Source organism: Mesorhizobium sp. P2_F5, assembly GCF_056403715.1.
In genome coordinates, this window is sequence record NZ_JBFUEY010000019.1 from 102,748 (window position 1) to 116,978 (window position 14,231).

The following is a 14,231-nucleotide window of genomic DNA, read 5'->3' on the forward strand; positions in this document are numbered from 1 at the left end:
GCCGACACCCATTCAATCCAGGATCTGTACCCATGCGCTGGCAGCCGGCTGAAAACCGCTATGAGAAAATGCTCTACAACAGGTGCGGGCGATCCGGCCTGAAACTGCCGGCGATCTCGCTCGGCCTGTGGCACAATTTCGGCAACGACACGCCGCACAAGACCAAGCAGGCGATTGCGCGCAAGGCCTTCGATCTCGGCATCACCCATTTCGACCTCGCCAACAATTACGGTCCGCCGCCCGGCTCGGCCGAGATCGCCTTCGGCGACATATTGCGCACCGATTTCGCCGGCTATCGCGACGAGCTGATCATTTCGACCAAGGCCGGCTACGAGATGTGGGCCGGTCCCTACGGTGAGTGGGGCAGCCGCAAATATGTGCTGGCCAGCCTCGACCAGAGCCTGAAGCGGATGGGGCTCGACTATGTCGATATCTTCTATTCGCACCGCTTCGATCCGGATACGCCGCTCGAAGAAACGATGGGCGCGCTCGACCATGCGGTGCGTTCGGGCAAGGCGCTTTATGCCGGCATCTCGTCCTACAATTCGCAGCGCACGCGCGAAGCGGCCGATATATTGAAGCAGCTCGGCACGCCTTGCATCATCCATCAGCCGAGCTATTCGATGCTCAACCGCTGGGTCGAAGAGGACGGATTGCTCGATACGCTGGAAGGGCTGGGTGTCGGCTCGATCGTGTTCTCGCCGCTGGCGCAAGGCATGCTGACCGACAAATATCTCGGCGGCATTCCCGAGGGCAGCCGCGCCAGCCAGGGCAAGTCGCTGCGGCCCGCCTTCATCAACGACAAGACCATCGCCAACATCCAGGCGCTGAATGCGATCGCCGGCAAGCGTGGCCAGACGCTGGCGCAGATGGCGCTGGCCTGGGTGCTGCGCAAGGGCCGGGTGACCTCGGCGCTGATCGGCGCGAGCCGGCCCGAACAGGTCGAGGACTGTGTCGGTGCGCTCAAGGTGCTCGACTTCAGCGATGCCGAGCTCGCCGAGATCGACACTTACGCGCGCGAGTCCGACATCAATCTGTGGGCGGCTTCGGCCGAGCGTAAAGGTCCGCCGCGGAAGTGAGCTAAAAAACACAGCCGGCAAAGGATATGAATGAAAACGGCGGGAAGATCCCGCCGTTTTCATTTTTATGGAAGGGTGACCGGTCTAGCCCTCAAGGCTTCTTGGCGGTGCCGAGACCAGCCTTGGGCGCCGCCCCGGCAGCAGGAGCCGAGGTCTTCATCTTCTCCTCGATCCAGCCGGTGTAATTGGCGAGCCGCGTGTAGATGCCATAGGCGTTCTTGTGGCCGCAGGCGGCGGTGCCATCCGACGGGCCTTCGCCCCAGGAGACGACGCCGACCTGCACCGGGCCGTCGGCACCGGTCATGAACAGTGGCCCACCGCTGTCGCCGTTGCAGGCGTCGCGTTCGCCGCTGTCGGTGCCGGCGCAGATCATGTTGCCGGTCAGCGGATCCGACATATCGGCGGCAATCGCATTGGCGGCGGCATCGATGCCCTTTTCCGAATAGCGCATGCGGTGCGAGAGATCGCCGAGCGCGGCCTTCAGGTCATGCGCATAGATCGACTTGATGCCGCTGTTGCAGGCTGCGCTCGGCTCGAGATCGAGATCGGCGACCATCAGCGCGGTCGGGAAGGTGCCGTCCTGCATCTTGCCCCAGCCGATGACCGTGGTCTTGCCACTGTCGGGCGTCGGCTCATGCGTGATCTTGATGACCGGCGCATCGGCGGGTTCGGCCAGCCGGAGCAGGCCGAGATCGTTGTCCAGCGTCTGTTCGCTGTAGCCCTCGTTGACGATGACCTCGACCACCTTGTAGCGCTTGCCTTCGGTGAGGTCGGTGGCGCCGGTCAGCACGGTCACCGTATCGGGCGAAATCGGCCGGCCCTTGTCGTTGAGGCAGTGCGCCGCCGTCAGCACCCATTGCGGCGCGATCAGGCTGCCACCGCAGAATTGCGCGTTCGGCTGCGAGGCCGGGCTGGGATCGAGCCGGGCGGTTGTCAGCAGCGCCACCTGGAACGGATAAGCCCCCTTGTCGGCTTCCTTGCCGCCATAGACGCGGTCGGCGCCGTCGGGGTTCTCGGCCTTGGCCTTGTCCCTGGCTTCGGCGACGCGCTCCATCGGCGAGACCGCCGCTTCCGGCCGGACGGCGGCGTCTGCGGCATGCAGCGCGTTGATGGCGGGGAAAGCGGCTGCGACGCCCAACAGCGATGCAGCGGCGAGCGGCCTGAACCGATGGATAATGTTCACCTTGAAACCTCCTGAGAACGACAATTGGCGGGCGATGCCTGCCTAGCGCAAAATCAGCCTAAGCGAACCCGGTACGCCGCTCGCACCCTGCGCCAGATCGAACGGCGCGCGAGCGGTCATAAAACCGAATACGACTTTTGCTAATCGTGCCCCGTCGGGCAGAGCCCACCCAAACCCTATAGCCCCCCACGGGCTACGTGGAAGCGATTTGTCATTGCCAATGTTGGATTATTTTAGGCAGTATATCGACGCGGGTGCGTTTGGCGGAGGGCTTTAACGGGGCCGCCCGGAACGATGATCTTATACGGGCGGGTAACCAAACTGATTTTTTAACGCCACCACGATCTCGACAATATTTCTATATTTTGATCCACTCCTTGCTGACTTTTGGGAGAGTCTCACCATGACGAAACTGACAAGCACTATCATTGCGTCCGTATTGCTATCCACTGCAATGTGGGCGATGCCCGCCTTCGCTGCCGATCCCGGCTCCGCGAATGCCGGCAACGGCGAAAGCATGCGCGATGTAGGGACGGGCGACTACCAGCCTGGCCGGGCAAAACCGATCGCCCCGCCGAAACTGACCGAAGACGAAGCCAGCCGGGCGGCGCCGCTGACCGACGAGGGGACGGCGGTCAAATCCTATGGCATCGTCGGCCGTTCCGCCGATGGCAAGGACATCAAGATCGATGCCGGCGATACGCTGAAGGACCTTGTCATCAAGGAACTGAATGCGCCGGCCAACGCACCGAATGCCGACAAGTCCGGGCTGACGGGCGGCGACGAAGCCGGCCGCCAAGTGTTCGGGGCCGACGATCGCGAGCAGATCAAGAACACCAAGACCTACCCGTTCACCGCGATCGGCTATCTCGAAGGCAAAGCCAAGAGCGGCTATGGCAGCTGCTCGGCCACCTTGATCGGGCCACGCACGGTGCTCACCGCCGCGCATTGCCTCTACAGCAACGAAGACAAGGCCTGGCTCGATGACGTCATTTTCGTGCCGGCGCTCAACGGCAACACCGCCGACGATGCTCCGTTCGGCGCTTTCAGCTATGAGAGCGTCTATATCCTGCAGGGCTTCATCGACAATTATCAGGGCTACTACGGCTCGGTCATTCCGTGGGACCTCGGCATTGTCACGCTGAAGCAGGATGTCGGCACCAATCTCGGCTGGCTGGGTTATGCCAACTACGAGAACCTGGGCGATTTCACCGCCAACATCATCGGTTATCCCGGCGACAAGCCGATGGGCACGATGTGGAAGGCGACCTGCGAAGTGCACGCCGAAAATATCGGCCCGGAGTATTTCCAGTACGACTGCGATACCTATCCGGGGTCGAGCGGCAGCTCGGTCTACGCCTATGACAATGGCGCCAAGCAGCGCGTCGTCACCGGCGTGAACGTGGCCGAAAGCCCCAATGCCAATACCGCGGTGCGCCTGAACGCTGCCAACATCGAGTGGATCAACGGCCTGTACAAATAAGGCCCGATCTTTCGCCGGCAAACAGCGGCGAAAACCAGCAATGCCAAACCGGCGGCGGGACTTTCCCGCGGCCGGTTTTTTGTATCGAAATCGCTCCCTTGCACAGTTTTGCGGCGGCGCTTACGCTAGGCGAACCAAGGGGTTGGGAACGATGGCGCGGGCAAGAATGATCTTCGGGGTCAGGGCGATAGCGGCTGCAACCATGCTGGCCGCGCTGACATGCTTTCCTGCGGTCGCCGATCAAGGCGTTGCCTCGCCGGGCAGCGCCTGGGCCGAGCGGGTGCAAATCCTCTATCAGAGCCAGACGCGCTCAGTGCTGCGCAAGAATGTGCGGGTCTGGGATTTCCATCCGGAACTCGGCCTCGACTTCGTCTGGGAGCCGGCCGCCGGCCAGACACCGGACCGGACGGTCGCGGCCGACGGCACCGTCAACGGCAAGGGCAGGCTGGTCTGGCGCGTGCGCGGCTCGGCGAGCTACGACCCCAAGACCATCTATTCCAGTTATTTCGGCGAGATCAGGAATGGCCGGCCCGATGGGCAGGGCCGATTGGAACTGCGCTCGGGCGAGATCCTCGACGGCCATTGGGTCGCCGGCCAGCTCGATGGCCACGGCATCCATGTCGATGCCGACGGCAATCGCTACGAGGGGGAATTCAGGGCTGGCGTGCCGAATGGCGAGGGCCGGCTGGAGACGAAAACGGGCGAGATATTCGTCGGCTTATTTGCCGATGGCCTGAAGAACGGCAAGGCTCGCACCCGGCTGCCGGGCGGCACCGTCTATGAATCGCAATGGGTGATGGGCAAGGAGATTGGCGGCGCGCGCCCCGATGTGCTCGCCGATGCCAGGGTGGGCGGCTTGCTCAAGGCGCAAACCGGCGGCGGTTCCGCCGACAAGGTCGAGATCGGCATTGCCGTCGACCAGCGCATGACACAGCAGGCCGACATGCAGTACCAGCATCTGGTGCGCGACGAAGACATCGCGATCTATCCGGTGTCGGACGAGTACAATGACGCCTGGAACGGCACCGGACAGGTTCGTACCGGCAATGTCTATGACGGCATGGACTGGGAGCAGGCGCCGGCCTTCGCCGAAGTCGATCTCAAGACCACCGATCAGTCCAGGGTCAAGCTCGACAGCCTGGAAATGAAGGTTGCTTCCAGCGAAGCCTACCGCAAGCCGATGCTGTCGATCAGCGAGCACTATGGCTGCGTCGGCTTCCGCCCCGACTTTTCGATCGTCAACAATGGCTGGGGCGACGTGAAGGACATGAAGATGTCGATCCAGTTCACCCGGACCGACGAAGAAGACAACCCGACTGGTGAGCCGAGCCGCATGTTCACAAAGGACATCGGCAGCTTCGGCGACGGCGTCGATGTGTCGGTCAAGAACGTGCTGGCCGAGGCCGGCGTCGACACGACAACGCTCGAGACCCAGCGCTTCACTTGCCCGTCGAGGGACGCGCTCGACGTCTGCCGCGCCCAGGTCGCCAACAAGGTCAAGTTCGGCGACGTTGCCGATTATATCAACGGCAGCGTCGAGAAGATGAGCGTGACGGGGATCGGCAAGTTCGATTATTCCTGGGTCGWCGATCAGGGTGCTGTCACCCAGCAGAGCGAGCCGTTTCTCGTCGTCGTCTCGCTGGTCAGCATCGAGGTTCCCGAATCGCTGGCCGAATGCGGCGATGGCGGCGGCGCTTCGCCCGAAGCGCTGCGCTACCAGAACATCGAATTTCCGATCGGCAAGACCGATTACAGCATCCCCATGCCGGTACGCGGCAACAAGAACCTCAGCAGCTACACGGCGCGGCTGAAGATGTGGTCGTCGATGTCGTCGATCCATCGCTTCAGCATCGCCGCCCATTTCGCAGACGGCAGCACGCGCGAGAGCAAGCCGGCCACATTCTTCTATTTCCGGCCGAAGCAGTCGCTGTTTGAAACCCGGACCAAGCCTGCGGTCTGCTACCTGCCGGCCGATCTGGAGGGCTGTTGAACTCTTTCTTTGACGCAATTCCTCAAGGGAAAGCGCTGCGCGCTTTTCCCGGGAAAACCGCTTCACACTTTTCCTGGAATTGCTCTATTTCGAGCCCATCTCGAAATAATTGGGCAGCGGGATCAGCCTGGCAAAGATCGTGCCCTGGCTGAAAACCCTGAATTCCAGCATCGACCCAGACGACCGCTCGGCCTTCTGGTCGAACAGGAAATTGCCGAGTGAATAGATCTCCGCCACATCGCCGCCGGCGAGCGGAAGGATCGCCTCGCTCGACACATGCGGGTGCCCACCGACGATTGCGGTGACGCCGCGCAGCCGCATCTGGTCGGCGAGCATCTCCTCGCGCGGCGACGGCTCGGTCTTGTACTCGCGGCCCCAATGGACAAAGGCAATCACCGGCCGCTCGGCATTGTCGTGCAGCAGCCGGTCCAATAAGGCAGGTGTCAGCAGGTCGGTATTCCTGGAACCATTGGTGTCGATGTCGGTCAGCCCGACAAGGTCAAGATCGGCAAGTGCCTCGGTCTCGCCCTGGCCGAAATGAGCGATACCGGCCGCATCGAGCGCGCTCAGCGTCTCGGCATAGCCGGATGGGCCGAGGTCGTAGGCATGGTTGTTGGCGAGGCTGACGGCGGCGACATGCAATTTCTGCAACATGCCGATGGCGAGATCAGTGGGCATGGCCAGCGTCATGTCGTCGATCGCCTCGGGGACGTTGGGCAGGATGACGCCTTCGAGATTGACGATCAGCGGCCTTGAGTGGGTCAGGGCGAGCACGCTGTCGATGATCTTCTCGGCGCCGCCGTCACGGACCAGGATCTTCTTCATGGCGCGGCCGACGTTCACGTCGCCGGCGAAATAATAGAGCTTGTCGTTTGGCCGGGCCGGGTTGTTGAAACCGGGCCCGAAGGCGCCGAACAGTGCAACGACATAGCTGGTGGTGCGCGCGACATAGTCGCTCGAATGCGCCTGCGAATTCTCATTGGCGACGACCAGCGGCTGAGCGCCGAACAGTTCGCGCTGCAGCCTGGTCTGGATGTAGAGCGCGCCGACGGAATCGGCATGATCCGGTTGGCGCAGTGCCGCGATGCCGTCGAGCGATCCGGCGGCGAGCATGTTCAGCGTCTGCTGGTCGAAACGGCGGGCCTCGTGCTGCGGCAGGTAGTGCGAGAAATCGGTGGATTCGACGATCAGCGTGTCCTTGTCGACGATCGCTTTCAGCGCCTCCGCCAATCGGTCCCAGTCATCGCGCTTGGCTTTGACCGACATCGCCACCGGAACGATTTCAGCTTCGGGAAAATAGTGATGCAGGAAGGGCAGCATGGCTTCCACGCCATGCTCCTTGGCAAACAGGCAGGAGTCCTCGACCATGTCGCCTTTCGCCTCCAGCAGGCGCACGGCCGCCGTGTCGGCCTTGACCGGGCCAAGCACGGTGTCGAACCCGCGCGTCGTGGTGGCGAAGAGTTTTTGCGTCTTGTGGAAATGGTCCGGCGACAGGATGACGATGCGCTTGTAGCGAAAGCCGGAAGCGGCATGGAAACCGAGAGCCACCAGGTCGGCTGCGAGCAGGTGGTGCGGTACGGTGATGCCGGTGAGACGTTGGTTGGAGGGTTCGATTTTGGGGACCGCCGCTATGGCGTCGTTGAAGAGCACGGCGTCATCGTAGAAGGACGGGAAGTTCTCGTTGCCCGTCGGGCAGGCGACCGGTGCGGCTTGTGACGCACCGACGGCGAGCAGCCAAAGCATGGCAAGTGACAGCAAGCGTGCGGTCACGGCTCTGCCAGCACGATATTTTCGACGCCGCCGACATAGTAGAACGGCTTCTGCTTCGAAGCGGTCAGCCGCAGCACTTCGCGCGAGATATAATCGGCGAGGCCGAACAGCGTCACGCCGCCATCCGATGTTTTGGCCCGGCCGCGCAGGCCCTCGAGGATCGAATAGGTGAAGACGCCATGGCCGAGCTCGGGCAGTTCGGCGGCGGTGTTGTTGGCGGCGGTGGCCGAGAAGACGACGATGCGCGCGTCCTGCGCGTCCTTTTCCAGGCGCGGGTTGAAGGCGTTGGCGGCATGGCAGGTGTCGAGCAGCATGAAGCGCATGCCCTTGGCCCGCTCGACCGATTTCTGGATGTCGCCCCAGTCGACCAGCGAGGAGCGCTTCCAGCGATCGGCGTCCTGTTTGCGGCCGTCGGTCGGAATGAAATAATAGTCTTCGTCGATGTTGATGCCGTGGCCGGCGACGAAAATGATGGTGGTGTCGTTCTCGCCGGGTCTGTCGAGGAAATCGGCGAGCTGGTCATCAATGGTGTCGGAGTCCGGCTCCAGGATGCTGTCGGCGCTGGCGACCTTGAAGACGTCCTTGCCGGCGTCGGGCGCCTCGTCCAGTGCTGCACGGTTGACCAGCACCAGAGTCTCCATCGATGAGAACAAAGGCGCCGATTTCTGCGAGATCACCTCGAGGAATTCGGTGGCGTCATCGACGGGGTAGCGCAGATCGCAGGCACGGCCGGCGCAGGCATCGGTCAGGAAGGGATATTTGTCGACGCCGATCACGGCGACGTACAGCTTGCCCTTGTTGGCGGGCTTCTCGGTCTTCCTGGCCAGTGCTGTGACGCTGCGCTCGGTCAGGTAGCCGAATTCATTGGTGCCGGTGATGCGGATGGTGTTCTCGCCGTTCTCGACCGGTACTTCGACGATGGTGCTCTTGCCGCCGTCAACCGAGCGCGCGGTGACATCGCCGACATTGCGGCTGTTCGAGAGGATCGAAAATCCGGCGACATCGGCGCCGGCTTCGGCCGCCCCAGTGATCTCGACGGCAACGTAGCCCTCGCGGACATTGCTCTGGTCGGCCGCAAGCTTGATGCCGAATTCCGGCGGCTTGCGCTCAAGAAGCTTTTCCAGCTCGCGGTCGACGCCCGGGCGCATTTCCTGGACCGCCTGTTCGGCGCTGCGCAGGATGATGGCGCGGCGCACCATTTCCGGGCTCCAGAGATATTTCTTCAGCTGACCGGCGCTGATGAACCGCCCTTCATGATCGCGGCCCTGATTGACCTGCCAGCCGATCAGCCTGTCGCCGTCGGCGGACGAGTAATAGTAGCCCTGCGGCATCCAGGCGATCCATTCGGAGCCGGCAAAAAACATCGACACGATCAGTTTGTGCGTCTTCAAATTCCACAGCCGCAAGGTCTGGTCGGCGCTGCCGGTGACCAGCAACCCCTCCTGCTCGGAGACAGCCATGGCGTTGATATCGCCGGTGTGGCCGGTGAATTCGCCTGATACCTCGGCGGTCGCGGTTTTGTACTCCAGCAGCGTGCCGTCGCTGCCACCGGTGATCAGGCCAAGGCCGCTGCCGATCAGCGTATAGGCCGAATGGACGAAACCATTGGTGGCGGCGTTTTCGATGCTGTGCACCACCTTGCCGCCGCTCGTGATTTCCAGCACGGCATTTTCGAGGCCGTCCTTGCCACTGGGGACAGCGCGAAGCGACCACTCACCATCGGTTAGTGTGGCGCGGGCGTAGGCGCCCTCTTCAGCCAATGCCTCCGGGTCCTCGAAGAACCGCTCGGCGGTCGGCAAAGCCAGTTCGTTGTCCAGCGTGCCCTGGAGTTCGGGGCAGGATACGCGTTCGGGGCAGGGGTTGGCATTGCCCCAGGCGACGGAGCCGCTCGCCGTATCGATGCCGACAGAAGTCACCGGTTCGCCGACCCCTTGCAGCAGCGCCTCGCGCTCGCCGGTCGTGGGGTCCCAAAGCTGAATGGCATTGCGGGCGCCACCGGCGGTCGCCACCAGCGACCCTTCGCCATTGCTGGCGCTGGCAAAAACCGTGCCGTCATGGCCGCCATAGTCGAGCACCTGCTCGCCGCTATCCGTATTCCAGGCCACCGAGCGGTGCTTGTCGGCGCAGCGATAGCTGCAGGATGCGACAAGCCGTGAGCCCGTGGCGAAGCTCAGCGCGCCGATCTGAAAATCCTGCTTCGGCATGGAACGAACGAATTTGCCGTCGCTGGCCTGCCAGAGTTGGACGTCGCCGTTCTTGCTGCCGGTGGCGAACAGGCTGCCGTCCAATGACACAGCGAGTGCGGCGACGCTGACGTCGCGCAGCGGTTCAGCCTCGGCGGGCAAGGCGATTTCCGCGCCCTTGGCGACATCCCAGAGCCTTATGCCATTGTCGGTGGTCGCGGCCACCAGCCGGGTTCCCGCTGCAGCAAAACCAAGCTTTTCGACACGCCAGGAATCGGCATCGAGTTTTGCCGCCAGCGTCCAGCCCGAAGCGGATTTGTCATCCAGGTGCCAGAAATAGACGAAGCCGTCGCCGCCGCCGGCGGCCAGCGTGTTTCCGTCCGGCGCGAAGGCGACATCGTAGATCGCGTAATCGGCGGCCTTGAGCACGGCCTTGATCTTGCCGGTAGCGAAATCGAACAGCCTGATATCGCCATAGGGTGGGTTGTCACCGATGCCGGCGCCGAAATAACCGCCGGCGGCAATCGTCTTGCCATCCGGCGACACGGCGATCGCGAAGACCTTGCCGTCATTGCCGTTGCCGAGATAGCCGCGGATGGTGCGCAGTGTCACCCCACTCTGCCAGTCCCAGATGCGGATGGCTTTGTCGTCGGACGCTGAGACCAGTTCCTCACCGTCCGGCGCGAAGGCTAAGTCGGTCACCCTCGCGCTGTGCCCGCCGGTGTTGAGATCGAGGTGGAAATCGAGGTCTTCGGCACGGGCGACCGATGCCAGCGCCAAAAGGCTGGCGAGGATCAGCCACCGGAAAGCACGCAAGGGATGAGAGCTGCCCGGCACCGTGTTGCGCCGCTATTTCGAGTCAGCCGGCGGCGGCGACCCGTGGCTTACATAATTCTCGATCGCCTGGGCATAATTCGCGGAACCGGTCTTGCGTTCCTTTTTTATGTAGCCGGCAAAGTAGCTCCAGAACGACACCGCATAGTCGCGGAAATAGGCGTCGGCGACATCGCGCGAGCAGAGCTTGCCGTCGACGCAGATGGAGAGACGGTTGAGGAAATAGACGATGCGGTCGAAACTGTCGTTGAAATCGGCGATCGGCATGGTGCCGCCCCCGGCGGTCATCGCCTCGATGCCGATGCGTTGGCGGAACACCTGTTCCTCGGTCGGCGACGGCGTGGCGCTGAGCAGATTGTCGTATTTGGCGTTGAGCGCCGCCAGCCGTTCCTTGAGCGCGCGTTGCGCCTGCTGGAAGTCCTTGCTTTCCCAGAGCTCGACCAACGACATTGTCTGCTCGACGCGCTTCTGCTCCTGGTTTGCGAGAAACTGGAAGACCGAGAAGCCCAGGGTGAAAATGATCGCCAAGCGCACAGCCAGGCCCGACCAGGCATAGGCCAGCATGCGCCAGTCGCGGTCGGTGAAGGGGTTTGATTCCTTCTTGATCTCGTGGCTGCTCGGCCACGGAAAGCCTTCGGTGGTCTCGGGCAAGCTCTCCGGCTTCTTGGCCGGTGCCGGTGCCGATATGGCTGCCGATTTTTGTGTTGCAGTGCCCCCCGGCTTCTTCATCCGCAGCTGTCCAGTTGGATGGTGGCGGAGGGGTCGAGCACTATACCAGGCGCCTCCAGCTTCTTTTTCAGGCAGTCGAGCTGCGTGCGCGAAATCATGAACTGCACGTCGGGTTCGGCAGCCGCCTTGTTGGGTGACGGCAAGGGCTCGACCACACCGCGCGAGGCGCAACTGGAGAGATCGACGACGACGGCCGTGCTGCCGGTCTTGGCGATCCGGTCGTACTGGTCGAGAAAACAGGTGGCGAGCTCGGAATTGGTGACGATCTGCTTGGCGCATAGGCCGCAGTTTTCGTCCGCCGAGGCACTGGCAGCCAGCAACAGGCCGGCGGCTAGGCCGGCGGTCGCTGCACGCCAGGAGGGCACGGGGATAGGCACTGAAGTCCTCATCTGTTGCATCCCGCCGTGGTACATCGAGGCGCCGCGAGCCGGGAAATGTTTCACTCTATCATGCCGGTAGCGCAAGAGCCGACAAAGCTATGTTCAGGCGCGCGGCACCGTCTCCATCGGGAAGATCATCACCGCGCCCTTCGGACCGCTCTTGTCGGCAAGCCGCATCACCGAGCGCGTCGCCGGCGCCATGCCGATGTCGGCCAGCATGTCGGAGAAGCCGGGCGGGCCGGAAGCCACCCGCGTCACGGCGCGCACGCCTTCCTGGGCAAGGAAGCTCAGATCCTCTTTCTCGCTTTGCGGCGGAGCCTCGGTCAGCACGGCAATCATGCGCTCCATGCCAAAGCTGGTGTCGGTGAAGGCGAGCAGGCCTTCCTTCAGGCCTTGGTCGGCCTGCTGGTTGATCGGCGCCAGCCGCTCGGCGACGATGTGGGTGATCGAATAGTCGCTGCCGATGTAGAGCACGTTGATGTCGACAAACTCGTCGGACTCGTTCTTGGCTGAGATGTGCACCTGGTCGCCGGGCGAAACGCGCGGCACGGTCGAGGATTCGATCGGCTCCATCGCGTCGCTGTCCTGGCGCCTGATCAGGAACTCGACGCTGACCTCATCCGGCCGGTAGTCGGAGGCGGCGGCGAGCCGCGACAGGCCGGTGGCGCGGAAGATCGTGGTCAGGTTCTTGGCAGTGGCCTCAGTGAGCTTGTCGCGCCCATTCTGGTGGATGACGATGCGCGGCGGCTTGCTGCCGTCCTTCAAGTTGATATCGCCGGACGCCGGCAGGAACCAGAGCGCCGGCTCGTCGGTGGCGTCGGCGGCAGCGCCGGTAATGGACTTTTCGCGCAGCACCGCCAGCCGCAGGTCGGCGCTCTTGCCGGGCTCGACCAGCGCAATGTGGAAGCCGGAATTCGGCTTCGCCGCCAGCTCGTCGAGAACCGAATTGACCAGCTCGGTTTCCTTTTCCAGCCCTGCCGTTGGCGCCGGTTTTGCCACCAGCAGCTTGTAGTCGACCGCCAGCTCGGCAACGCGTGCATAGGCGCCGGCAGGCACCGCCGCCGGGGCGAGCGCCGGCTTGCCGTCGAATTCGACAGGCTTGAGGTTGCTCTCGAGGTTCCTCGCCGATTGCACTTCGAGATAGCCGACCGCGTCGGACAGTTTCGACAGCGCCGAAGGCAGGATGGCGAGCTTGCTGCCGGGGGTGACGCCCTGCAGCAGTCCGGCGCCGATCGCGGCCTCGCCGTCCTTCACGGCAATCGGCCATTGCATGACGGCGTCGGTCTTGTCGGTGCCGAACACGCGGGCGTCGAGCTCGCCCTCGAACAAGGGCGTAGGCCTCGTGCGGCCGTCTGCGGAATATTGCTGCAGCACGGACTGGCCGAGCTGGCGATAAGTGACGTTGGGATTCTCGGCCAGCTTCGACAGGATGGTGAAGGTGAACAGGCCGAAGCGCGGCGCGTCGGGCGTGCCCTTGGGCAGCGGCATTTCCGGCGTCGTCTCGACGGTCTGCGCGGCATAGAAGGCAACCAGCTTGCCCCGGGCGATCGGCTCGGCGCCAGTCGGTGTGAGGTTGAACGCCGGCTTGCGGGCGCCGTTCTCGTCGAAACCGCGCGATGCGCTTGCCGAGATGTCGTCATAGGCCTTCACCGCCGCTGCTCTCGCCGCGTCGTCGCCACCGACGAGGTCGGCGAATTCCACCTTGCGCTCCAGTTCGTCATCGACTTCGGCTGCGCGCGTTGCGGTGCCGGAATGGCAGCAGTCGAACACGACCCAGACAAAGGCGCCCTTATCTCGGATGGCGTCGAGTGCGGCGCCGACCTCGTTGTCGACCAGCGCGTTCGGCACGCCCTCTGCGCGGTTGATCCATTTGTCGATATCGGAGGGCAGGAAGATCTCGTCGAGGCCGTCTGTCTCGTCACCGGCCTTTGCCTGCGGCTGCTGCGCGCCGTGGCCCGACAAATGCAGATAGACGAAATCGTCGCGTTGCACCTTGCCGGCAAGATCGGCAAGAGCGGCCTTGATCGCCGCATGCGTCGGCGGACCGTTGGCGCCTTCGACGTCCTTGGCGAGCAAGGTCACGTTCTCGGCCGAGAACTTCACCGGATCGGGCGTGTTCTTCAGCAGATAGTCGCGGACCAGGCCGGCATCGTTCTTCGGCCCGATCAGCCAGTTCTTCTGTGGCAGGTTGGGATAGTCGGTGCAGGCAACCAGCAGCGCATGATAGGTGCGCGAAGCGGCGAGACTGCGGAACGAGACCGTACCGGCGGCCACAAGCGCCGACGTGCCGACGAGCAGCGTCCGCCGAGTCAGTTTGATCATGATTGCTTCCCCAAGCCTGATCGAATTTGCAAGTGCGGCACCTTTTGCCGAGGATTTTGTCAGTATTTTGAATGTGGTCGGTGCCGTCAACCGACGGTAGCGGCCATGATGTCGATGGCGATAACGGAAACAGTGGCAAAAAGCCCGTTTCATCGCTATCTCAAGGGAATTGAGACCGGCGCATGGCAGAAATGATTTGCGAGCGGCGCTGGATCAAACAGATAGAACATGATGTCGTCCGAGAACCGCTTCACACTTTTCGGCATCATGCTCTAAAC

The 14,231-nt window shown here is 63.0% G+C and carries 9 protein-coding genes; 3 read left to right on the plus strand and 6 right to left on the minus strand.

Annotation, left to right across the window (positions count from 1 at the left end; translation table 11 throughout):
* The first annotated feature begins 32 nt into the window (after nucleotides 1-32).
* Nucleotides 33-1,079: an L-glyceraldehyde 3-phosphate reductase gene (gene mgrA / locus AC1DYO_RS23315; protein WP_477266826.1), complete on the plus strand. Its 1,047-nt coding sequence runs from the start codon at nucleotides 33-35 to the stop codon at nucleotides 1,077-1,079.
* Nucleotides 1,080-1,170: 91 nt separating this feature from the next.
* On the opposite strand, the gene AC1DYO_RS23320 is transcribed toward mgrA, so the two are convergent.
* Nucleotides 1,171-2,262, minus strand: a complete 1,092-nt coding sequence (locus tag AC1DYO_RS23320; protein ID WP_477266827.1) for a S1 family serine peptidase — start codon at nucleotides 2,260-2,262, stop codon at nucleotides 1,171-1,173.
* A 403-nt stretch (nucleotides 2,263-2,665) separates the two neighbouring features.
* Here AC1DYO_RS23320 and AC1DYO_RS23325 point away from each other — a divergent pair, with 403 nt between their 5' ends.
* Complete coding sequence (locus AC1DYO_RS23325; protein ID WP_477266828.1) at nucleotides 2,666-3,745, plus strand: trypsin-like serine peptidase; 1,080 nt, start codon at nucleotides 2,666-2,668, stop codon at nucleotides 3,743-3,745.
* Nucleotides 3,746-3,896: 151 nt separating this feature from the next.
* Nucleotides 3,897-5,735, plus strand: a complete 1,839-nt coding sequence (locus AC1DYO_RS23330; protein WP_477266829.1) for an MORN repeat-containing protein — start codon at nucleotides 3,897-3,899, stop codon at nucleotides 5,733-5,735.
* 84 nt (nucleotides 5,736-5,819) lie between these two features.
* On the opposite strand, the gene amrB is transcribed toward AC1DYO_RS23330, so the two are convergent.
* The 5 genes from amrB to AC1DYO_RS23355 form a co-directional block, all read right to left on the minus strand.
* Nucleotides 5,820-7,505, minus strand: a complete 1,686-nt coding sequence (gene amrB, locus AC1DYO_RS23335; RefSeq protein WP_477266830.1) for an AmmeMemoRadiSam system protein B — start codon at nucleotides 7,503-7,505, stop codon at nucleotides 5,820-5,822.
* Nucleotides 7,502-10,504 (minus strand): caspase family protein, encoded by a 3,003-nt coding sequence (locus AC1DYO_RS23340; protein ID WP_477266831.1) that lies wholly within the window; start codon nucleotides 10,502-10,504, stop codon nucleotides 7,502-7,504. The genes amrB and AC1DYO_RS23340 overlap by 4 nt, the downstream gene beginning before the upstream one ends.
* A gap of 33 nt (nucleotides 10,505-10,537) precedes the next feature.
* Nucleotides 10,538-11,251 (minus strand): DUF4760 domain-containing protein, encoded by a 714-nt coding sequence (locus tag AC1DYO_RS23345; protein WP_477266832.1) that lies wholly within the window; start codon nucleotides 11,249-11,251, stop codon nucleotides 10,538-10,540.
* Nucleotides 11,248-11,640, minus strand: coding sequence for a hypothetical protein (locus AC1DYO_RS23350; RefSeq protein ID WP_477266833.1), 393 nt, complete (start codon nucleotides 11,638-11,640; stop codon nucleotides 11,248-11,250). Before AC1DYO_RS23350 ends, AC1DYO_RS23345 begins: the two co-directional genes overlap by 4 nt.
* A gap of 93 nt (nucleotides 11,641-11,733) precedes the next feature.
* Entirely contained in the window at nucleotides 11,734-13,953 is a 2,220-nt protein-coding gene (locus AC1DYO_RS23355) for a caspase family protein (RefSeq protein ID WP_477266834.1), read from the minus strand.
* Nucleotides 13,954-14,231: the final 278 nt, after the last annotated feature.

Coding starts and splice junctions, on each gene's coding strand:
- mgrA (WP_477266826.1), top strand. CDS start 33: ATGCGCTGGCAGCCGGCTGAAAACCGCTATGAGAAAATGCTCTACAAC.
- AC1DYO_RS23325 (WP_477266828.1), top strand. CDS start 2,666: ATGACGAAACTGACAAGCACTATCATTGCGTCCGTATTGCTATCCACT.
- AC1DYO_RS23345 (WP_477266832.1), bottom strand. CDS start 11,251: ATGAAGAAGCCGGGGGGCACTGCAACACAAAAATCGGCAGCCATATCG.
- AC1DYO_RS23350 (WP_477266833.1), bottom strand. CDS start 11,640: ATGAGGACTTCAGTGCCTATCCCCGTGCCCTCCTGGCGTGCAGCGACC.
- AC1DYO_RS23355 (WP_477266834.1), bottom strand. CDS start 13,953: ATGATCAAACTGACTCGGCGGACGCTGCTCGTCGGCACGTCGGCGCTT.